We start from the raw sequence: 21,063 nt of genomic DNA, 5'->3' as shown, positions 1-21,063 counted from the left end.
TTTTCAGATTACGAGAGTGTTTCTCATAATGCGGAAAATTGTTGCGGCGCACCCTGGTTTGACTGCCCATCAGCAGGTACGTCGGCTAGTTTGCGCCGAATTGCGTGACTTTCCCCTCTTTTTTGCGTCATTTGCATGTCAGGCGCTGCGCTACAATGCCTGCCATGTTGACCGATCGGCTTTTCGCACGCTCGGCGCGCTCTGCCGGAACGTCGGCGGATTCGTCGCCGTCCCGCTGGCACCACGGACCGTGGTGGTCGAACTCCTATTTGCTGACGCCGCTGCTGTCCATTCTCGTGTTCCTCGTGGTCATGAGTCTGATCCTGTGGAGCCTGAACCGGCGCGAACAGCAGCAGCAGGAAGACACGCTCTACCGCAACGTCGCGTGGGCGCAGCAGCAGATCCGCCTGTCCATGACAGGCGCGCAGGAACAGCTTCAGGCGCTTTCGCGCGATCTCGTGTCAGGCCGCGCCGACCCGCATTCTTTCCAGGTGTCGACGGCGGACATCATGCAGGGGCATCCCGAGATCCTCTACATGAACTGGTACACCAGCGCGCAGCAGCCGCGCTGGCCGAACAACGCGCTGCCCGTGCTGGGCCAGCGCCTCGCCAAGCCCAACGACCAGCAGATGGACGAGGCCGTCAAGGCCGCCTTCACGGAAGCGAAGAATACGCGCCGCCAGGTCTATTCGCCGCTAATGTACGACGACGTCGGCAACGGCTACATCACGCTGCAAACCCCCGTTTATCGCGACCGCGACTTTCTCGGCACGGTCGCCGCCGTGTTCTCGGTCGAAGGGATATTGAAGCGAGACATCCCGCCGGAACTGTCGGCGAAGTACAAGATCTCGATCATCGACATCAACAACCGCGAGCTGGCGACCACGTCGACGCGCCCGCGCCTGCCGCGCGACGCGTACTACGACCTGCCCCTCGATCCGCCCGGCCAGGGCGTGTCGGTGCGCGTGTACGCGTATCCGCAGATGACCAACTTCACGAACAACACGCTCGTGTGGCTGGTCGCAGGTCTGTCGTGCTTCGTGTTGTGGAGCTTGTGGAGCCTGTGGAAGCACACGCGCCAGCGCTTCGAGGCGCAGCAGGCGCTGTACGCCGAAGCGTTCTTCCGCCGCGCGATGGAAAACTCCGTGCTGATCGGCATGCGCGTGCTCGACATGCATGGGCGCATCACCCACGTGAACCCCGCGTTCTGCCGGATGACGGGCTGGGACGAAAGCGATCTGGTCGGCAAGAATGCGCCGTTCCCATACTGGCCACGCGATTCGTACCCGGAGATGCAACGCCAGCTCGACATGACCTTGCGCGGCAAGGCGCCCTCTTCCGGGTTCGAACTACGTGTGCGCCGCAAGGACGGCTCGCTGTTCCACGCGCGCCTATATGTATCCCCGCTGATCGACAGCTCGGGACGGCAGACGGGCTGGATGTCGTCGATGACGGACATCACCGAGCCGAAGCGCGCGCGCGAAGAACTTGCCGCCGCACATGAGCGCTTCACGACCGTTCTCGAAAGCCTCGATGCCGCCGTGTCCGTGCTCGCCGCCGACGAAGCCGAGCTGCTGTTCGCGAACCGCTATTACCGGCACCTGTTCGGCATCCGCCCGGACGGCCATCTGGAGCTGGCGGGCGGCGGCGGATTCGACAGTTCCGCGGCGTCGTCGGATTCGATCGACATGGTCGACGCCTTCGCCGGCCTGCCCGCCGCGGCGCTCACGGAAGGCTCCGCCGACGCGCAGGAAGTCTACGTGCAAGGCATCCAGAAGTGGTTCGAAGTGCGCCGCCAGTACATCCAGTGGGTGGACGGTCATCTCGCGCAGATGCAGATCGCGACCGACATCACCACGCGCAAGCAGGCGCAGGAACTCGCGCGCCAGCAGGACGAGAAACTCCAGTTCACCAGCCGCCTGATGACGATGGGCGAAATGGCCTCGTCGCTCGCACACGAATTAAACCAGCCTCTCGCGGCCATCAATAACTATTGCTCTGGAGCCGTAGCGCTGGTTAAATCTGGTCGGACAACTCCCGACAACCTGTTACCAGTCCTCGAAAAGACGGCGCAGCAGGCTGTGCGGGCCGGCATGATCATCAAGCGGATCCGCGAATTCGTGAAACGCAGCGAACCGAAACGCCAGGCCACCCGTGTCGCCGACATCGTCGCCGATGCCGTCGGCCTTGCCGAGATCGAAGCACGCAAGCGCCGCATCCGTATCGTGACAGACATGCGCCAGCGTTTGCCCGTCATCTACGTCGACCCGGTTCTGATCGAGCAGGTGCTCGTGAACCTGCTGAAGAACGCCGCGGAAGCCATGCACGACGCGCGGCCCAATGCCGTCGATCCCGTCATCCGCCTCGTCGTCAAACTCGATTCCGGCTTCGTGTGCCTCAGTGTCGTCGACCAGGGGCCGGGCGTCGACGAGGCCACGGCCGAACGCCTCTTCGAACCGTTTTACAGCACCAAGTCCGATGGCATGGGCATGGGGCTGAACATTTGCCGTTCGATCATCGAATCGCATCGCGGACGCCTGTGGGTGGTCAACAACGTCGAATCCGACGGTCACATCACGGGCGCCACATTCCATTGCAGTCTGCCTATTGGAGAGCCTGATGGCCCGAGCAACGGCGGGTCCGAGGCGCCGACACCACAAACCGTTACGGGAGAGCTATGAACACCCCAGTTACCACACAGGAAACCGTGTTTGTCGTCGACGACGATGAGGCGGTGCGAGATTCGCTGCGCTGGCTGCTGGAGGCGAACGGCTACCGCGTTCAGTGCTTCTCCAGCGCCGAGCAGTTCATCGACGCATGGCAGCCGCATCAGCATCCCGGCCAGATCGCGTGCCTGATTCTCGACGTACGGATGTCGGGCATGAGCGGCCTCGAACTGCAGGAACGCCTGATCGCCGACAACACGCTGCTCCCGATCATCTTCGTGACGGGTCACGGCGACGTGCCGATGGCCGTGTCGACCATGAAGAAAGGCGCGATGGACTTCATCGAAAAGCCGTTCGACGAAGCCGAGTTGCGCAAGCTGGTGGAGCGCATGCTCGACAAGGCGCGCAGCGAAAGCAGCAGCGTGCAGCAGCAGCGCGCCGCGGCCGAGCGCCTCGGCAAGCTGACCGCGCGCGAGCATCAGGTGCTCGAGCGCATCATCGCGGGCCGCCTGAACAAGCAGATTGCCGACGACCTCGGCATCAGCATCAAGACGGTCGAAGCGCACCGCGCGAACATCATGGAAAAGCTCAACGTGAACACGGTCGCCGATCTGCTGCGTCTCGCGTTGTCTAACAAGCCTCAACAGGCGCAGTAATACCGCAAGCACTGCCCATCGCGTTTGTCATCGCGCGATGGCGGCGATCTTCGCCTGCGCTTCGTTGCGCAGGCGCATGAAGCAACGTTGACGCCCGCCGGGGCCGTCATGCGGCGCTGTCTTTGGCGCCGACTCTCCCTCTCCCCGCACGATCATAGTCGCGCGCGACGCCCTCATTTCATTTAGCGATCCCAATCGATTCGCATTGCGTACGATCGGGCGGTCTCGCATCGCGAGCGCGCCCCGTTCGCGCGTCCGCGTTCGCGTTTGACATCGCGCATTGACAGTCGCGGCTCCGCTTTCTAATTTACATACCAGACCAACCCAAAAAGCGACCCATGCCCGAAACGTGCAATGCGGGCGCGACGCGTGTATCGCTGGCCACGATGCGCGTCGCATGCAGCGCCCTCGCCACGAACCACGCCGCGGCGTCAGATTGCCCTTGCGCGTCCCGTCCACTTCCATTATCAGTCGCGATACACCGTCGTCCGCTTGTCGCTCCATTGCCACAAGACCGCGTGGCGGCACGCCGGCTTCGGCCCGGCAGCCGTGGCGCTCACAACGCAGCAAGGAGGTTCTCATCGTGAAAGGTTACGGACCCTACAGGCCGCGCGCGTGGCTCGTCTGCGCGGCGCTGGCAGGCATGCCGCTCGCCACAGGCTTCGTCGCGCCCACTGATGCCGTCGCGCAGACGCCGGCAAAAGTCTCGAACCAGCAACTCGATTCGCTGACCGCGCCCATCGCGCTCTACCCCGATGCGCTGCTCGCCCAGGTGCTGATGGCGTCCACGTTCCCGCAGGACGTGACAGCGGCCGCCGCATGGTCGAAGGCGAACTCGCAATACAAGGGCGACGACGCCGTGAAGGCCGTCGCATCGGAACCGTGGGACCCGAGCGTGCAATCGCTGGTCGCGTTCCCGCAGGTGCTGGAGACGATGGCCTCGAAGCCCGATTGGGTGCAGCAGCTCGGCAACGCGTTCCTGGCCCAGCCCAATGACGTGATGGACTCGGTACAGCGCTTGCGCAAGCAGGCGCAGTCGGCGGGCAATCTGAAATCGAGCGAGCAGCAGAAGGTGATCGTCGAACAGAGCACGATCCAGATCGTGCCCGCGAATCCGCAGGTGGTCTACGTGCCGACCTACAACCCGACCGTCGTCTACGGCACCTGGCCCTACCCGGCCTATCCGCCCGTCTATGTGCCGCCGCCTCCCGGCTACGCGATCGCGACGGGCTTCGCGACAGGACTCGCGTTCGGCGCGGGCGTGGCCGTCGCCAATTCGCTGTGGGGCGGCTTCAACTGGAACAACCACGACGTCAACATCAACGTCAATCGCTACAACAACATCAACGTCAACAACCGGATCAACTCGAATACGTCGACCGCGAACTGGAATCGCAACGCGAACATCAACCGCAACAACGCGAATTTCAATCGCAACAACGCCAATTTCAACAACAGCAACCTCGCCGCTCAGCGCAACCAGTACCGCGGGCGCGACGCGTCGCGCGCGCAGGCAGAGCAGACCTTGCAGAACCGCACCGGCCAGAACCTCAGCGGTAACGCAAGCCAGCGCGTGCAGAACATCCATCAGGGCGGCGCTAACGCGGGCAATGTCCGCAACAGCGCGCAAAACCTGAACCGCGACAACGCGTTGCGCGGCTCGGGCGACGCCGCCGGCTCGCGGCAGGAGCTGCAGCGCGGCCAGGCGAGCCGACAGTCGCTGGCGAACAACGGTGGCGCGAACAACCGGCTCGGCGGGGGCGGCGGCGGACAGCAGTTCAACGGTGCCGGACGTTCCGGCGGCGGTGGTGGTGGCGGAGGCTTCGGCGGAGGCCATGGGGGCGGCGGCGGTGGAGGCGGAGGCTTCCAGCGTGGCGGCGGGGGCGGAGGCTTCGGCGGCGGCCACGGCGGCGGTGGATTCCATCGCCGCTAGACGAACCATCGACAGCAACCATCTTGGATCGGACCAGAAGCCACCGCTCGAGCGCCAGCTCTGGTCGACAGGAGTCAGTCATGACCGGCAAATCAACCTCCGTACCCACCCGCCATTCGATTCGCGCAGCCATCGGCAGCGCGCCGCGCGCGGCGCTTTCGCACGCGCTCGCCGCAGTGGCCGCCGTAGCGATGTTCGCGGCTGCCCAGCCTGCCGCCGCGCAGGCCGTCTACCCGACGCCCGATGCCGCCGCCAGTGCGTTCGCCAACGCGCTCGCGACCAGCGATCATCCCGCGATGGAAAAGGTGCTCGGTAAAAACTTCGGGCGCTACATCCCGACCACCACTATCGGCGAGGACGACATCTACGCGTTCCTCGGGCAATGGGCGAAAGGCCATCGGATCGTCGATGACCCGGCGCCGCACGCGGGCCGCAAGAGCGTGCATCTCGCTGTCGGCGACGACGGCTGGACGCTGCCGATTCCCATCGTGCAGACCGCGCGCGGCTGGCAGTTCAACACGCCCGCCGCCACGGATGAAATGCTCACGCGCCGCATCGGCCGCAACGAACGCGCGGCGATTCTCACGTCGCTTGCGTATGTCGACGCGCAAAACGATTACCGCAAGCAGACGCAGCACTACGCGCAGAAGTTCATCAGCTCGCCCAGCAAGCAGGATGGCCTGTACTGGCCGACGACACCCGGCGAGCCCGAAAGCCCGCTCGGACCGCTCGCCGCGACGATGCCGCACCAGATCGCGCCGGGCGAAGCGTACTACGGCTATCACTACCGTATTCTCACGTCGCAAGGCGCGAAGGCCGACGGCGGCGCGCAGAACTACGTGCAGGACGGCGTGCTGTCGAAGGGCTTCGGCCTCGTCGCGTGGCCGGCCGAATACGGCAAGACAGGCGTGATGAGCTTCATCGTCAACCAGAACGGCCAGGTGTACGAGAAGAATCTCGGGCCGCAGACGCCGCGCGCCGCGTCCACGATCACGTCGTTCAATCCCGACGCTTCCTGGCAAGCGACACAGCCTTGAGCGCGCGCTGAACCTGCGCAGAGTGGCTTGCGGCGGCGTCTGTCAACTCGACGGCGCCGCCGTTGGCCGGTTTCGCTCGGCGTCACCCTTGGCCATCCGTTGCGTTGCCTCAACGGTATAATGTCGAACTTCGCTGCGGCGCGGTTTTCGCGCCGTGCGCTTTCCGGCATGCGACCCGTTCCTGCCTTCGAGCGCCATCCGTGCGATTCGCGGCGTCCGTCACGGCGCGCGCCGCGAGCGCATGCGCAGCAGCACGACGCGCGGCATGCGCGGCAACGTGATCACACGCCCCGCGCCTGCCTGCCCCGCCCGCATTCCGAAACGCCCATTCTCGACCGACCATGACAGCCAAACTGATCGACGGCACCGCCCTTTCCAAGACCTTGCGCGCCGACGTCGCCACGCGCGCCGCCGCCCTCACCGCCCGTGGACACCAGCCGGGTCTCGCCGTCGTGCTCGTCGGCGACAATCCGGCGAGCGAGGTCTACGTCCGCAACAAGGTGAAAGCATGCGAGGACAACGGCCTGTTCTCGTCGTACGACCGCTATCCCGCGACGATGACGGAAGCCGATCTGCTCGCGCGCATCGACGCGCTCAACCGCGATCCGAACATCCACGGCATTCTCGTGCAACTGCCGCTGCCGAAGCACATCGACAGCCACAAGGTGATCGAAGCGATCGCGCCCGAGAAAGACGTGGACGGCTTTCACGTTGCGAACGCTGGCGCGCTGATGACGGGCAAGCCGCTGTTCCGCCCGTGCACGCCGTATGGTGTGATGAAGATGTTCGAGGCTTACGGCATCGACCTGAAGGGCGCCAATGCCGTCGTGATCGGCCGCTCGAACATCGTCGGCAAGCCGATGGCGCTGCTGCTGCTCGAAGCGAACGCGACGGTCACGATCTGTCACAGCAAGACCCGTGACATCGCGGCGTTCACGCGCGACGCGGATGTCGTCGTGGTCGCGACGGGCCTGCGCAACACGCTGACGGCCGACATGGTGAAGCCCGGCGCGACGGTGATCGACGTCGGCATGAATCGCGACGAGAACGGCAAGCTGTGCGGCGACGTCGATTTCGCGAACGTCAAGGAAGTGGCCGGCCATATCACGCCCGTCCCGGGCGGCGTCGGTCCGATGACCATTACGATGCTGCTCGTCAATACGATCGAAGCGGCCGAGCGCGCCGCAGGCAACGCCTGAGCAACGACGCGCCGCAGGGCGCGTCATCAACGGCCGCCCCGCTCGTCACACGAGCCGGGCGCACGCCATCCGCAGTCGCGGAAACACCAGGCTCATCGGGTCATCAAAGCGGCGGCCAGCGGACCGCGAGGTCGGCGGCGCGCATCGGCGGGGCTTCGGGCGCGTTCCTGCGTTCGTGCTGACGCGCTTCGCTACGCGCGACACGCCTGCGGCACCAGCTCATCACCGGCTGCTCGATCCAGCGCGACGAAAACGCCGCCAGTACAAAAATAAACGGCGCGCTGACGACGATCGACAGCATCGGCGGCATGCGCGGCGCGAGCGCCGCCACGCATTGCTGAACCATGAAGCCGTAGAGATAGATCGCGTACGAGTAGTCGTGACGCGGTACCCAGCGACGCAGCATCGGCGTCACGCTCACCCATAGCAGCCCATAGACGAACGCGATGTAGAACAGCGCCTGCGCGCCCGCCGTGTCGCGAAACACGAGAAACACCAGCAGCAGACCGCACGCCATCAGACCGCTGAGGGTGATGCGCTCGCGCCATCCGTACAGCAGCATGCCGAGGAAGAAGAACGGCTCAGGGAAGAACGCATAGCCGCCCGTCTTGTCCGTGAAATCGCGCCAGCCGATCTGCAGATCGGGCAGACGCAGACGCACCGAAAACACGGTCACCGCGATCAACACGGCGACCACGCTGCGCCAACGCGTCGACAGCAAGCCGAACATGCCCATGACGAGCACCAGCAGATAGCAATGCACCTGCAGCGGCAGCGTCCACAGCGGCGCGCAGATGTCGCGCACGAAACGGTTGTGCTCGAACACACCCGGCAATGTCCAGCCGCGTTTCATCACGAGCGTCGAAAAATAATCGAGATTTCGCCATGTGGCGCCCGACATGAAATAGTCATGCAGTGCGAGCGTCGTGAAGATCGGCCCGACGACGAAGATCGCCACCAGCGACGCACCAATCACAGCGGGCAGCAAACGCGCGAGCCGCAGCGCGACGAAGCGCGGCACCGAGCGCTGCCGCTCGAAGCTCGCGCTCACCAGCAGCCCGCTCATCAGAAAGAATGCATACACGCCGAGATATCCCGCGCCGCCGAAGCCCAGCGCCGCCGCGATGCCATCGCCGGCATCCGTCTGCTGGATCACGTACGCATTGCAATAGACGACGGCGCACGCAGCGACGAGTCGCACGAGATCGAAGTTGTTCGCATCGCGTGCAAGTGCGTCCGACAGGGTTTGGGGATGTGGAGTCATCGCGAGGCCACCTGATGCTGGCGGGCCGCCGCGCGAACGCGAACGACCACTGAAGGATACGGAAACCACGCGCGATGCCGGCCTGCGCGCGAATGCTTCAACGATGCGCGAGAACGCGCGCTGCGACCGTGCGCTTGCCCACCCTCCTGTTCTGGTACAAATACGTCTGAGCCCGCTACCACTGCGCGTGAGCGGCAGTTCTGATAATTTGTGCTGCAACCGGCTGGAAATTGGCTGATATCAGCTGAAGTCAGTTGGAAACGGCGAACGGCGCCCCAATATGCCTGTTGCAAGGCGCCCGTCGACCCGCGCGCACGCGTCGCGTGCTGCGCGCGTCATGCGCGCCGCTTACGTTTCAGGCCCGGATGCGCGTCGTCCGGGCGTTCATTTACCGCGTCAGACAGGAAGCATCATGTCCACATCTCAATCGACATCCGACAATCCGCTCCTCGATTTCTCCGATCTGCCGCGCTTTGGCGAGATCCGCCCCGAACATGTGACCCCTGCCCTCGATGTGCTGCTCGCGAACGCGAGCGCGGCCGTCGAGCGCGCGGCCGAGCCGTCGACGCCGGCGTCGTGGGCCGACGTCGTCGAGCCCGTCGAACGCGCGACGGAGCCGCTGTCGCGCGCGTGGGGCGTGATCGGCCACCTGAACGCCGTTGCCGATACGCCCGAACTGCGCGCCGTGTACGGCGAGAACCTGCCGCGCGTCACCGAGTTCTGGTCGAGCGTCGGGCAGAATCTCGCGCTGTACGAAAAGTACAAGACGATTGCCGCCGCCGATGATTTCGAATCGCTGACGGGCGAACGCAAGAAGATCCTGAACAACTCGCTGCGTGACTTCAGACTGTCGGGCGCCGAACTGCCTGAAGATCAGAAGCCGCGTTTCGCGGAACTGCAGGAACGCCAGGCCGCGCTGTCGAAAGCATTCTCCGATCATGTGCTCGATGCGACGAATGCATACGCCTTCATTGCAGAAAGCAAGGACGAACTGGCGGGCCTGCCCGAAGACGTGATCGAAGCCGCTCGCGAAGCGGCCGAGCGCGAAGGCAAGAGCGGCTGGAAGTTCACGCTGCATTTCCCGTCGTACTTCCCCGTCATGCAGTACTCGGAAAACCGCGCGATGCGCGAGACGATGTATCGCGCCTATGTCACGCGCGCGTCGGAACTCGGACCGCAATACGGCAAGGGCATCACCGACTGGGACAACACGGGAATCGTCGCCGACGCTCTGAAGCTGCGCGAAGAAGAAGCGCACATGCTTGGATTCAAGAACTTCGCCGAGGTGTCGCTCGCGCCGAAGATGGCCGAGTCGCCGGAGCAGGTGATGGCGTTCCTCGAAGACCTCGCGACGCGCGCACGTCCGCACGCCGAGCACGACTGGAAAGAACTGCGCGAGTTTGCTGCGACCGAGCTCGGCATGAGCGACATGCAGCCGTGGGATGTCACGTTTGCCGCCGAGCGTCTGCGTCAGAAGCGCTATTCGTTCTCTGAGAACGAGGTCAAGCAGTACTTCCCGGAAGACACGGTGCTCAAGGGGCTGTTCAAGGTCACGGAGACATTGTTCGGCGTGAAGATCCGCCGCGACGAAGCGGCGACGTGGTACCCGGACGTGCGCTTCTTCCGCGTCGAGAATCAGGACGGCGGTCTCGTCGCGCAGTTCTATCTGGACCTGTACGCGCGAGAAGGCAAGCGTGGCGGCGCGTGGATGGACGACGCCCGCTCGCGCCGCAAACCCGTCAACGGCGCGGTGCAGACGCCCGTCGCGTATCTGACCTGCAACTTCTCGGCGCCCGTCGGCGGCAAGCCGGCGTGCTTCACGCACGATGAAGTGATCACGCTGTTCCACGAGTTCGGTCACGGCCTGCATCATATGCTGACGCGCGTCGACGAACTCGGCGTGTCGGGCATCAACGGCGTCGAATGGGATGCCGTCGAACTGCCGTCGCAGTTCATGGAGAACTTCTGCTGGGAGTGGGACGTGCTGAGCGACATGACGTCGCATGTCGATACGGCCAAGCCGCTGCCGCGCGACCTGTTCGACAAGATGCTCGCCGCGAAGAATTTCCAGAGCGGTCTGGGCACGCTGCGTCAGATCGTGTTCTCGATGTTCGACATGAAGTTGCACGTCGACTTCGATACGTCTGGCGCGAAGAGCGCAAACGACCTGGCGCGCGAGATCAACGAACGCTTCCACGTGATTCCGCAGGCGTCGTTCTCGCGCTGGCCGAGTACGTTCAGCCACATTTTCGCGGGTGGCTACGCGGCGGGCTACTACAGCTACAAGTGGGCCGAAGTGCTGTCCGCCGATGCTTACGCCGCGTTCGAAGAAGCGGCGCAAGCGGGTAAAGGCAGCGTGCTCGATGCGGCAACGGGCACGCGTTATCGCAAGGAGATTCTGGAAGTGGGCGGCAGCCGTCCTGCGATGGAATCGTTCAAGGCGTTCCGCGGCCGCGAGCCGAATATCGATGCGCTGTTGCGTCACAATGGCATGGCGCCGGATGCGGTGCCGGGTGCGGCGCATTGATGGTTTTGATTCCGCGGAGCGCGGGTTTGTTTGGTCTGTGATTCGTTGCTCTGCGGTGTTGTGGAGCTAACTTAGAGAGCGGGTTCGGGGTTGCCGGGCCCGCTTTTTTTGTGGCTCTTTCGATGGCATCCGCGGTGTGCTTCTGGTTTGCTAGCGTTGCCGCTGTGCGGGGCGCGCCTACTTCTGGTTGTCTGCGATGCTGGAGGGTTCGCCTGGTTTACCGCTGGCATCCGCGATTTGCCTACGTGCTTCACGCGTCGCCCCTGTGCGGGGCGGCACCTACTTCTGGTTGTCTGCGACGCTGGAGGGTCCGCCTGGTTTACCGCTGGCATCCGCGATTTGCCTACGTGCTTCAGGCGTTGCCCCTGTGCGGGGCGGCACCTACTTTTCTTTGCCGCCGCAAAGAAAAGTAGGCAAAAGAAAGCGGCTCACACCGCCAGCCCGTGTGTTTATCCACGGGCCCCCAACGTCCCCATCCTTCACATGGCAGTGCCCTGATCCGTGCTCGTTGCCAACGCTTCAAACGGAAGCCGCACCCGCTTCAGGCACCCGTACAACGGCCAGCGGCAGCAAATGGCATCTGCGGCCCAGGTGGCACACTGTGTGTAGGCCGCAGTACTTTCCACGCCTCACTCCGGACCGTTAGCGCTCGGGCCCACTCTGTAAGAGCGCCAAGCTATACGACGCGGCAACCTACACACAGTTTGCCACCTGGGCGGCCGTGGACTATCTGGCACGGCATGCTGGACCGCGGGAGCGTGAAGCGGGTGAGGCGCACTGCAAGAGCGCTGGCAACGGACGTGGGTCACGTGGTTGCCGTGTGAAGCGTAAGAACCTGTGGGGGCCCTCAGGCAGCAACAAGGATTGGCGGTGTGAGCCGCTTTCTTTTGCCTACTTTTCTTTGCGGCGGCAAAGAAAAGTAGGTGCCGCCCCGCACAGGGGCGATGCGTGAAGCACGCTAACAAATCGCGGATGCCAGCGAAAACACAAGCAAACCATCCAGCGTCGCAGACAAAACCCACTCACCCGCGATGCAACTTGAAGTCCACTTCGGTAGGCCGCCCTTCCAGCGACAACATGGCCCGCGCCGACGGCGCCCGGCTCACCACTTTCCCTCGACTCACGACAGCCAGCCGCGCCGCGCGCAAACGTATCGCCTCGACTGCATCACGAGCGTCGAGCACGACGAGATTCGCGTCACATCCCGGTTCGATACCGTAACGTTCGAGCCCAAAAATACGCGACGGATTAACCGTGACAGCATCGAAGCACGCATGCATCGCGTCGATGCCCGTCATCTGCGCGACATGCAGTCCCATGTGCGCGACTTCGAGCATGTCGCCGGAACCGAGGCTATACCACGGGTCCATCACGCAGTCGTGCCCAAACGCGACGTTGATCCCTGCCGCGAGCATCTCCGGCACGCGCGTCATGCCGCGCCGCTTCGGATACGTGTCCGAGCGCCCTTGCAACGTGATGTTGATCAGCGGATTCGCGATGGCCGCCACGCCCGATTCGCGCATCAGCGGCAGCAGCTTGCTGACGTAGTAGTTGTCCATCGAATGCATCGATGTCAGATGCGAGCCCGTCACGCGTCCATGCAAGCCGAGCCGATGCGTATGAGCTGCGAGCGTTTCGATGTGACGCGACAGTGGATCATCCGATTCGTCGCAATGCATGTCGACGCGCAAGCCCTTCTCTGCCGCGAACTCGCATAGCAGCCGTACCGACTCCGCACCGTCCGCCATCGTCCGTTCGAAATGCGGAATGCCGCCGACCACATCGACACCCATCGCAATGGCGCGCTTGAGATTGTCGAACGCGCCCGCGCTGCGCAGCAACCCGTCTTGCGGAAACGCCACCAGCTGCAGGTCCATATAAGGCGCGACGCGGCGCTTCACTTCGAGCAACGCTTCCACCGCGAGCAACCGCTCGTCGCATACGTCGACATGCGTGCGGATGGCGAGCAGACCTCGCGCGACGGCCCAATCGCAATACTGCAGCGCGCGCTCGACGAGCGCTTCCTGCGTCAGATGCGGCTTCAGCTCGCCCCACAGCGCAATGCCTTCGAGCAAGGTGCCCGACGCATTCACGCGCGGCAGGCCATACGACAGCGTCGCGTCCATGTGAAAGTGCGCGTCGATGAACGGAGGCGTGACGAGCGCACCTTGCGCGTCGATCTCTTCACGTGCACTGGCAGCCAGCTTCGGCTCGACAGCGACGATGCGCCCGCCTTCGATGCCGATATCGACGGGGCCATTCTGTTTCGGGGCACTGCGCGGCAATACGGCATTGCGGATGATCAGATCCATGGGCGGCTCCTTTGCATGACTACGATTCTATCGGCGGAAAGAATGTGTGGGGAGCATCCTGATGGCATAGGACAAAAGACCGTACCGTACTGGCCGGCCGCGCGCGATCCGTACCGTTCGCCGCCATACGCCACAGCCTATACTCGACCGTTTCGGCACCACGGACAAAGAAGTGAAATGAAAACGATAGGTGTGATCGGCGGGATGAGTTGGGAATCGTCGGCCGAGTATTACCGGCTGCTGAACCGCTATGCGAAGGCGCGTCGCGGCGGACATCACAATGCGCCCAGCCTGATGGTGACCGTCGACTTCGCGCCCGTCGAAGCAAACCAGCGCGCAGGCGACTGGCACGCGCTCGGCGTGCAGATGGCGGATGCCGCGCAGCAACTGGAGCGCGGCGGCGCCGACATCGTGCTGCTCGCGACGAACACGATGCACCGCGTGTACGAAGCGATCGAAGCGGCGATCGCCGTGCCCTTTCTGCATATCGCCGATCCGACGGGCGAAGCGCTACGCGCGGCGGGCATCGAGCGAGTCGGCTTGCTCGGCACACGCTATACGATGGAGCAAAGCTTCTACGCGGGACGGCTACGCGATCGCTTCGGTCTCGATACGCTGATCCCCGATGACGAGGGCCGCGCGCAAGTACATCGGATCATCTACGACGAGCTGTGTCACGGGATCATCGAGTCGCCATCGCGGCAAATCTATCAAAACGTGATCGAAGACCTGAAGGCGCGTGGCGCACAGGCCGTCATTCTCGGCTGCACGGAGATCACGCTGTTGATCCGGCAGGAAGACTCCGTTCTGCCCGTGTTCGATACGACCGCCCTGCATGTGCAACACGCTGTCGACTGGGCGATCGAAGCCGTCAGTTGACGCGATGACACAGCGCGTCGCCAACGCCTGGTAAAAGAAGATTAAAAAACTTCGATCAAATGTTTGACGCGTGACGAAGGTGTCCGTACAATTCGCCTCTCTGACGCGGGGTGGAGCAGTCTGGCAGCTCGTCGGGCTCATAACCCGAAGGTCACAGGTTCAAATCCTGTCCCCGCAACCAGTTTCAAAGGCGCGTGTCCTGCTCCACACGGCCGCAAGCTATCAAGCCCGCCTCGCCACAAGCGTTGCGGGCTTTTTGCTTTTGTCTCTCCTGTGTTTTTTGCCTATGCAGGAAAGCGTACTGAGCGGCGCTGCCCGATCGCGGTAAGATTCCATCCAGCACCTGATACAACGAGAACGAGCGATGAAATTAGCCACGTGGAATGTGAACTCACTGAAGGTTCGTCAGCAGCATGTGATCGACTGGCTCGAACTCAGTCAGACCGATGTGCTGTGTCTTCAGGAACTGAAACTGCCCGACGAAAAATTTCCGCGCGCCGAACTCGAGGAAAAGGGTTATCGCAGCTGGTTCGCCGGTCAGAAGACCTATAACGGCGTCGGCATTCTCGTGCGCGACGGCATGAGCGTCGACGAAGGCAGCATCATGCGCAACATTCCGGGTTTCGAAGACCCGCAGCAGCGCGTCATCGCAGCCACCATCGAAGGCGTGCGCGTGATCTCCGCCTACTTCCCGAACGGCCAGGCGCCCGGCACCGACAAGTTCGCCTACAAGCTGCGCTGGCTCGACGCGCTGCACGACTGGGTTGCCAGCGAACTCGCGCAGCATCCCAAGCTTGCCCTGCTCGGCGACTACAACATCGCGCCCGAAGACCGCGACGTGCATGATCCGAAGGCGTGGGAAGGACAGAACCTCGTGTCGCCCGAAGAGCGCGCACAGTTCAATCGCCTCGTCGAACTCGGTCTCGTCGATTCGTTCCGGCTCTTCGATCAGCCCGAGAAGACCTTCACGTGGTGGGACTATCGGATGCTCGCGTTTCGTCGCAATGCAGGCTTGCGCATCGACCATATCCTGCTGTCGAAGCCGCTCGCCGCGAGTTGCACACATTGCGACGTCGACAAGACACCGCGCAAGTGGGATCAGCCTTCGGATCACGCGCCTGTCGTCGCGCTTACCGAGTAACTCGCTGCGTCAGCACAGGCGCGTTCGCAAAAGAAAAAGCGGCTCGATGGCGCATTCGCCTTCGAGCCGCTTTTGTTTTACCGCGCGCAGTTGCTCCATTTGAACCAGCGCAACGCCTATAGGCGTCGACGCTTAGGGTTCGAGATTCAACTCCTGAATCTTGCGCGTGATCGTATTGCGACCAATGCCGAGCCGCTCGGCCGCTTCGACCTTGCGTCCGCGCGTGAAGTCGAGTGCTTCGCGAATCACGGCCGCTTCGAAACGGCGCGACAGTTCGTCCATCACATCAGCGGCATTCTCGCGCAGCAGCTTCGCGACTTCCGTGCGCAGCCCGCTCTCCCACGCGGCGACAGGCGACGGAATCGCCACGCCGCCTGCCGCGACCGGCGCACCCGTGATCGGCGCCACGCCGTTCGCGACGCCGCCGTTGGCCGCGACGCCGTCGATCGGCAGCGAGCCAGCTGCGCTCGTGAATTCCGCGCCGGCCTGTTGTGTCGATACGAGATCGGGCGGCAAATCCTTGATCTCGATCGTCTGCGCAGGCGCCATCACGGTCAGCCAGTTCGCGAGGTTTTCTAGCTGGCGCACGTTGCCAGGAAACGGCAGCGACGTCATATACGCAAGCGCCTCTTCCGACACGCGCTTCGGCTCGACGCCGAGATCACGCGCGCTCTTCTGCAGGAAGTGGCGCGTCAGCAGCGGAATGTCCTCGCTACGTTCACGCAGCGCCGGCAAGCGCAGACGGATCACATTCAGCCGGTGATACAAGTCCTCGCGGAACAGCCCTTGCCGCACGCGCGATTCGAGATTCTGATGTGTCGCGGCGATCACGCGCACATTCGCGCGCAGCGGGTTATGTCCGCCGACACGATAGAACTGACCATCCGACAACACACGCAACAGACGCGTCTGCAAGTCGAACGGCATATCGCCGATTTCATCGAGAAACAGCGTGCCGTTCTCAGCCTGCTCGAAACGGCCCTGGCGCATCGCCTGCGCGCCCGTGAACGCGCCGCGCTCGTGACCAAACAGTTCGGATTCCAGCAGATCTTTCGGAATCGCCGCCGTGTTCAACGCGATGAACGGACCGTTCGCGCGTGGGCTATGTCGGTGCAAGGCGCGGGCTACAAGTTCCTTACCGGTGCCTGATTCGCCCGTAATGAGCACGGTCGCGGCCGAATGCGACAGACGGCCGATCGCGCGGAACATGTCCTGCATCGCGGGCGCCTGACCGAGCATCTCGGGTGCTTCGGCTACGCGGTCGTCCCACGTGTGCTCGCCGCGCATGCTTTCGTCGACGGCGCGACGAATCAGTTCGACGGCCTTGTCGACGTCGAATGGTTTGGCGAGGTATTCAAACGCGCCGCCCTGAAACGCGGCCACGGCGCTATCGAGATCCGAGAACGCCGTCATGATGATGACGGGCAAACCGGGCACGCGGTCGCGCACGGTCTGCAGCAGCTCGAGGCCGGAGCCGCCAGGCATCCTGATGTCGGAGACGAGCACTTGCGGGCTGTCGTGTTCCAGTGCGCCCGCGGCTTCGCGCACATTGGCGAAACTGCGCGTCGCGAAGTTCTCGCGTGCGAGTGCTTTTTCGAGCACCCAACGGATCGATTGATCGTCGTCTACTATCCAGATCGGCTTCATATAGGTCCGTCAGAAGTCTTGTCTTGCGTGTGGTGTGACCAATCGAGTATCAGCAGTCGAGCGGCAGCAGGATCTGAAACTCGGTGTGACCCGGACGGCTCTCCACTTCGATCATCCCTTCGTGCTGTTGCACGAAAGTCTGCGCGAGCGTCAGGCCAAGACCGCTGCCGTCTTCCCTTCCCGATACGAGCGGATAGAAGATGCGGTCGCGTATGTCTTCGGGAATGCCGGGCCCGTTGTCGACGATATGCAAGTCCAGTGCCAGCTTGCAAAGTCGTTTCGCGATCGTGATCTTGCGCGCGACGCGCGTACGCAACTCGATACGCGCATCGCCTTGCGAGATGCGTTCGCGCAGCGCTTCGGCCGCATTGCGCACGATGTTCAGCAGCGCCTGGATCAGTTGCTCCTTGTCGCCGCGCAGATCGGGCACGCTGACGTCGTAGTCGCGTTCGATGGTGAGGCCGCGCGGAAACTCCGCGAGTATCACTGCACGCACACGCTCGCAGACTTCGTGAATGTTCACGTCGCCGACGATATGCGGATGACGATGCGGTTCGAGCAGGCGGTCGACGAGCGTCTGCAGCCGGTCCGATTCCTTGATGACGACCTGCGTGTACTCGCGCAACTCGTCGCGTTCGCGCGCGCCGAGTTCGAATTCGAGCAGTTGCGCCGCGCCGCGAATACCGCCGAGCGGGTTCTTGATCTCATGCGCGAGATTGCGGATCAGCTGCTTGTTGACGGCCGTCAGATCGTGAATGCGCTCTTCGCGATCCGACCTCAGATGACGCTCGTTCTCGAACAGCTCGAGCAGCACGTAGTCTTGCGCGCTCTCCAGGAAGCCGACGATCGCATGCACGTGCAGCGGCTCGTGGCCGGCGCGTTCGAGCACAGCATCCAGATGCGTCGCGTGAAAACGGTGAGCGGCGATCGCGGCGATGGTCGCCGTCAGTTCTTCGCCGTTGGTAAAGATGTCGGGCCAGGCCATTTGCGTGAGCTGCCGGCGCGACATTTCGAGCATCGACTCGGCCGACGGATTCGCGAACGCGACACGCAGCGTCCGCTTGTCGAGCACGAGCACGACGGTGGGCAGCGCCTCGAAGCCCGGCAGCAAACCGGATTCGACGAGTTGCGCATCATCCGACAATGCGTCGGTGTGCCCTTTTCTGGCCTTGATCAGGTTCTTCAATACCATCTTGCAGTCGGGTCTCGATAGCCTTGCATGGGACGGGAGCCAGCGCCAGAGCGCCAACCTCCGTCGACAGGAGATGGTGAGGCGGGCTTCATCGCACGCGGTTCAATACATCAACAACACGCTGCAGCAGCCGTTCTGCAACAAAAACGTCACGGCTTTCGATCCAACGAAAAAGGGACGGCGCCGCCGTCCCTTCGTGACCGATCGCAGCGTCGGGGCGTACGCTTCGCCGCATCTCGCGAACGAAGCGCAGCGCCACCTGGAGCGATTACAGCGAGTAGTACAGTTCGAATTCGACCGGGTGCGTGGTCATACGCACGCGTTGCAGCTCGGTTTCCTTCAGTTCGAGGTACGCGTCGATCATGCCGTCGGTGAACACACCACCGCGCGTCAGGAACTCACGGTCTGCGTCGAGTGCTTCCAGCGCCTGGTCGAGGCCGGCACACACGGTCGGGATCTTTGCATCCTCTTCCGGCGGCAGGTCGTACAGGTTCTTGTCGGCAGCTTCGCCCGGATGGATCTTGTTCTGCACGCCGTCCAGACCCGCCATCATCAGTGCCGAGAAGCACAGGTACGGATTCGCGAGCGGATCCGGGAAGCGCGTTTCGATACGACGGCCCTTCGGGTTTGCAACGTGCGGAATACGGATCGATGCCGAACGGTTACGTGCCGAGTAAGCCAGCTTCACAGGCGCTTCGAAGTGCGGCACGAGACGCTTGTACGAGTTCGTACCCGGGTTCGTGATCGCGTTCAGCGCGCGAGCGTGCTTGATGATGCCGCCGATGTAGAACAGTGCGAATTCCGACAGGCCAGCGTAGCCGTTGCCCGCGAACATGTTCTGGCCGTCCTTCCAGATCGACTGGTGAACGTGCATGCCCGAACCGTTGTCGCCGACGACAGGCTTCGGCATGAACGTCGCCGTCTTGCCGTACGTGTGCGCGACGTTGTGAACGATGTACTTCAGCTGTTGCGTCCAGTCAGCGCGTTGAACCAGCGTCGAGAACTTCGTGCCGATTTCGTTCTGGCCTTGACCTGCCACTTCGTGGTGGTGAACTTCAACGGGGATGCCGATCTGTTCGAGCAGCAGACACATTTCCGAGCGGATGTCCTGGAACGTGTCGACCGGTGCGACCGGGAAGTAGCCGCCCTTCGTGCCCGGACGGTGACCCGTGTTGCCGCCTTCGAATTCCTTGCCCGACGACCACGGTGCTTCTTCCGAGCCGATCTTGACGAAGCAGCCCGACTGGTCGGCGCTCCACTGGACCGAGTCGAAAATGAAGAATTCGGGTTCCGGACCGAAGAAGGCCGTGTCGCCCAGACCCGTGCTCTTCAGGTATGCTTCGGCGCGCTTTGCCAGCGAGCGCGGATCGCGTTCATAGCCCTTGCCGTCAGCCGGTTCGACGACGTCGCAGGTCAGAACCAGGGTCGACTCTTCGTAGAACGGGTCGATGAAGGCAGTGTCGGCGTCCGGCACGAGCAGCATGTCCGACGCTTCGATGCCCTTCCAGCCAGCAATCGAGGAACCGTCAAACGCATGGCCGCTTTCGAATTTGTCTTCGTCGAATGCCGACACCGGCACCGAAACGTGTTGCTCCTTGCCGCGCGTGTCGGTGAAACGGAAGTCGACAAACTTGACGTCCTCGTCCTTGACGAGCTGCATGACGTCGGCCACGGATTTACTCATAACCTATCTCCTGATTAACGAATTCGGCGGGTTCAGCCGCCGCCCAATCTAGCTGACCAGCCTCGATGCGTCCACCCCTGGGATAGCGGCAGCCGCGGAAATCTGCTGCTGGCATCGGGCCAATCTGATCGGCACCAATAAAGCAGCTTCCATGCCATGTTTTCGTTCCGGGTGCGCCAACGCGTTGCAGCCCCAATGCCGACGCGCCTTCGCAGGGAATTTGCGTACACCGTTTGCGGGAATCCCCTGAGGCAGCGTGATGCGTCTGCACCATGATCGTGCGCGCTCATAGTCTGCGCCCGCTTAACATTCCATTTTGGTGCATTGAGACCATTTTGCACCAAAACCAAGCACTCCCGTTGATCCTCGAATTTGCGCTGCGCGCAGCGCCGCGGCGCGCGCGACTTCGACAGCTTGCTAGAATGTTTTTTTGGCCCAAGGAGATTTGCTGTCATGAGTACGCTCGAACAGTTGTACAGCCAGGCTGAAAAGCGCCGTGTCGACAACCAACTCCCGTACGCGGGCGCCGTCACGCCTGCCGAGGCATTCGAGCTTCTGCAACTCGACCCGCGCACCCGTCTCGTCGATGTGCGCACGCGCGCCGAACTGGATTGGGTCGGCCGCCCCGTCGTCGGCGACGGTCAGTATGCGCATGTCGAATGGACGCGCTATCCGGGCGGCGTGCCGAATGCCGAATTCATCGATCAGCTGCGTCAGGTCGCGACACCCGACACGCCCGTGCTGCTGCTGTGCCGCAGCGCCGCGCGCTCGAAGCTGGCCGCCATCGCCGCGACGCAGGCCGGCTTCACGAAGGCGCTGGATCTGCTGGAAGGCTTCGAAGGCGACAAGGATGGCCAGGGGCATCGGAAGACGGTATCGGGGTGGTGTTTCCGCGGACTGCCGTGGATTGGCGCTTGATGAATCTC

At 63.1% G+C, this 21,063-nt stretch carries 14 protein-coding genes and 1 tRNA gene; 10 read left to right on the top strand and 5 right to left on the bottom strand.

Annotated features, from left to right (window positions below):
• Positions 1–164: 164 nt before the first annotated feature.
• From fixL to folD, 5 genes are all read left to right on the top strand, one after another.
• Complete coding sequence (gene fixL, locus PPGU16_RS05795) at positions 165–2,681, top strand: oxygen sensor histidine kinase FixL (RefSeq protein ID WP_207795228.1); 2,517 nt, start codon at positions 165–167, stop codon at positions 2,679–2,681.
• Positions 2,678–3,322 (top strand): oxygen response regulator transcription factor FixJ, encoded by a 645-nt coding sequence (fixJ, locus tag PPGU16_RS05790; RefSeq protein ID WP_007586834.1) that lies wholly within the window; start codon positions 2,678–2,680, stop codon positions 3,320–3,322. The genes fixL and fixJ overlap by 4 nt, the downstream gene beginning before the upstream one ends.
• Positions 3,323–3,965: 643 nt before the next feature.
• The gene (locus tag PPGU16_RS05785) at positions 3,966–5,255 is read left to right on the top strand and encodes a DUF3300 domain-containing protein (RefSeq protein WP_180722558.1); all 1,290 of its coding nucleotides are present in this window, start codon (positions 3,966–3,968) and stop codon (positions 5,253–5,255) included.
• A gap of 80 nt (positions 5,256–5,335) precedes the next feature.
• Positions 5,336–6,292 (top strand): DUF2950 domain-containing protein, encoded by a 957-nt coding sequence (locus PPGU16_RS05780; RefSeq protein ID WP_180722077.1) that lies wholly within the window; start codon positions 5,336–5,338, stop codon positions 6,290–6,292.
• Between the two features lie 341 nt (positions 6,293–6,633).
• Entirely contained in the window at positions 6,634–7,491 is an 858-nt protein-coding gene (folD, locus tag PPGU16_RS05775; RefSeq protein WP_180722076.1) for a bifunctional methylenetetrahydrofolate dehydrogenase/methenyltetrahydrofolate cyclohydrolase FolD, read from the top strand.
• A 103-nt stretch (positions 7,492–7,594) separates the two neighbouring features.
• Here the strand turns inward: folD and PPGU16_RS05770 are convergent, their stop codons facing one another.
• Positions 7,595–8,755 carry an acyltransferase family protein gene (locus PPGU16_RS05770; RefSeq protein WP_180722075.1) on the bottom strand — a complete coding sequence of 387 codons (1,161 nt, stop codon included), beginning with the start codon at positions 8,753–8,755 and terminating at the stop codon, positions 7,595–7,597.
• 412 nt (positions 8,756–9,167) lie between these two features.
• Between PPGU16_RS05770 and PPGU16_RS05765 the strand changes: the two genes are divergently transcribed.
• Positions 9,168–11,282 carry a M3 family metallopeptidase gene (locus tag PPGU16_RS05765; RefSeq protein ID WP_180722074.1) on the top strand — a complete coding sequence of 705 codons (2,115 nt, stop codon included), beginning with the start codon at positions 9,168–9,170 and terminating at the stop codon, positions 11,280–11,282.
• Between the two features lie 1,022 nt (positions 11,283–12,304).
• Here the strand turns inward: PPGU16_RS05765 and PPGU16_RS05760 are convergent.
• Complete coding sequence (locus PPGU16_RS05760) at positions 12,305–13,594, bottom strand: amidohydrolase family protein (RefSeq protein WP_180722073.1); 1,290 nt, start codon at positions 13,592–13,594, stop codon at positions 12,305–12,307.
• Between the two features lie 177 nt (positions 13,595–13,771).
• Here PPGU16_RS05760 and PPGU16_RS05755 point away from each other — a divergent pair, with 177 nt between their 5' ends.
• From PPGU16_RS05755 to xth, 3 genes are all read left to right on the top strand, one after another.
• Positions 13,772–14,473, top strand: a complete 702-nt coding sequence (locus PPGU16_RS05755) for an aspartate/glutamate racemase family protein (RefSeq protein WP_180722072.1) — start codon at positions 13,772–13,774, stop codon at positions 14,471–14,473.
• 104 nt (positions 14,474–14,577) lie between these two features.
• A tRNA-Met gene (locus PPGU16_RS05750) sits at positions 14,578–14,654 on the top strand.
• Between the two features lie 183 nt (positions 14,655–14,837).
• Positions 14,838–15,614 carry an exodeoxyribonuclease III gene (gene xth / locus PPGU16_RS05745; RefSeq protein WP_180722071.1) on the top strand — a complete coding sequence of 259 codons (777 nt, stop codon included), beginning with the start codon at positions 14,838–14,840 and terminating at the stop codon, positions 15,612–15,614.
• A gap of 132 nt (positions 15,615–15,746) precedes the next feature.
• Here xth and ntrC read toward each other — a convergent pair whose 3' ends face one another.
• The 3 genes from ntrC to glnA form a co-directional block, all read right to left on the bottom strand.
• Positions 15,747–17,261, bottom strand: coding sequence for a nitrogen regulation protein NR(I) (gene ntrC / locus PPGU16_RS05740; protein WP_180722070.1), 1,515 nt, complete (start codon positions 17,259–17,261; stop codon positions 15,747–15,749).
• 49 nt (positions 17,262–17,310) lie between these two features.
• Positions 17,311–18,453: a nitrogen regulation protein NR(II) gene (glnL, locus tag PPGU16_RS05735; RefSeq protein WP_180722069.1), complete on the bottom strand. Its 1,143-nt coding sequence runs from the start codon at positions 18,451–18,453 to the stop codon at positions 17,311–17,313.
• Between the two features lie 268 nt (positions 18,454–18,721).
• Complete coding sequence (glnA, locus tag PPGU16_RS05730) at positions 18,722–20,137, bottom strand: type I glutamate--ammonia ligase (protein WP_054934355.1); 1,416 nt, start codon at positions 20,135–20,137, stop codon at positions 18,722–18,724.
• Positions 20,138–20,590: 453 nt separating this feature from the next.
• Between glnA and PPGU16_RS05725 the strand changes: the two genes are divergently transcribed.
• On the top strand, positions 20,591–21,055 hold the full coding sequence (locus PPGU16_RS05725) for a rhodanese-like domain-containing protein (protein ID WP_035990574.1): 465 nt from the start codon (positions 20,591–20,593) through the stop codon (positions 21,053–21,055).
• Positions 21,056–21,063 lie beyond the last annotated feature (8 nt).

The organism is Paraburkholderia largidicola (assembly GCF_013426895.1).
Taxonomy (GTDB): domain Bacteria; phylum Pseudomonadota; class Gammaproteobacteria; order Burkholderiales; family Burkholderiaceae; genus Paraburkholderia; species Paraburkholderia largidicola.
This window is presented reverse-complemented; position numbering and strand designations above follow the sequence as displayed.

Coding starts and splice junctions, on each gene's coding strand:
- fixL (WP_207795228.1), top strand. CDS start 165: ATGTTGACCGATCGGCTTTTCGCACGCTCGGCGCGCTCTGCCGGAACG.
- fixJ (WP_007586834.1), top strand. CDS start 2,678: ATGAACACCCCAGTTACCACACAGGAAACCGTGTTTGTCGTCGACGAC.
- PPGU16_RS05785 (WP_180722558.1), top strand. CDS start 3,966: ATGCCGCTCGCCACAGGCTTCGTCGCGCCCACTGATGCCGTCGCGCAG.
- PPGU16_RS05780 (WP_180722077.1), top strand. CDS start 5,336: ATGACCGGCAAATCAACCTCCGTACCCACCCGCCATTCGATTCGCGCA.
- folD (WP_180722076.1), top strand. CDS start 6,634: ATGACAGCCAAACTGATCGACGGCACCGCCCTTTCCAAGACCTTGCGC.
- PPGU16_RS05770 (WP_180722075.1), bottom strand. CDS start 8,755: ATGACTCCACATCCCCAAACCCTGTCGGACGCACTTGCACGCGATGCG.
- PPGU16_RS05765 (WP_180722074.1), top strand. CDS start 9,168: ATGTCCACATCTCAATCGACATCCGACAATCCGCTCCTCGATTTCTCC.
- PPGU16_RS05760 (WP_180722073.1), bottom strand. CDS start 13,594: ATGGATCTGATCATCCGCAATGCCGTATTGCCGCGCAGTGCCCCGAAA.
- PPGU16_RS05755 (WP_180722072.1), top strand. CDS start 13,772: ATGAAAACGATAGGTGTGATCGGCGGGATGAGTTGGGAATCGTCGGCC.
- xth (WP_180722071.1), top strand. CDS start 14,838: ATGAAATTAGCCACGTGGAATGTGAACTCACTGAAGGTTCGTCAGCAG.
- ntrC (WP_180722070.1), bottom strand. CDS start 17,261: ATGAAGCCGATCTGGATAGTAGACGACGATCAATCGATCCGTTGGGTG.
- glnL (WP_180722069.1), bottom strand. CDS start 18,453: ATGGTATTGAAGAACCTGATCAAGGCCAGAAAAGGGCACACCGACGCA.
- glnA (WP_054934355.1), bottom strand. CDS start 20,137: ATGAGTAAATCCGTGGCCGACGTCATGCAGCTCGTCAAGGACGAGGAC.
- PPGU16_RS05725 (WP_035990574.1), top strand. CDS start 20,591: ATGAGTACGCTCGAACAGTTGTACAGCCAGGCTGAAAAGCGCCGTGTC.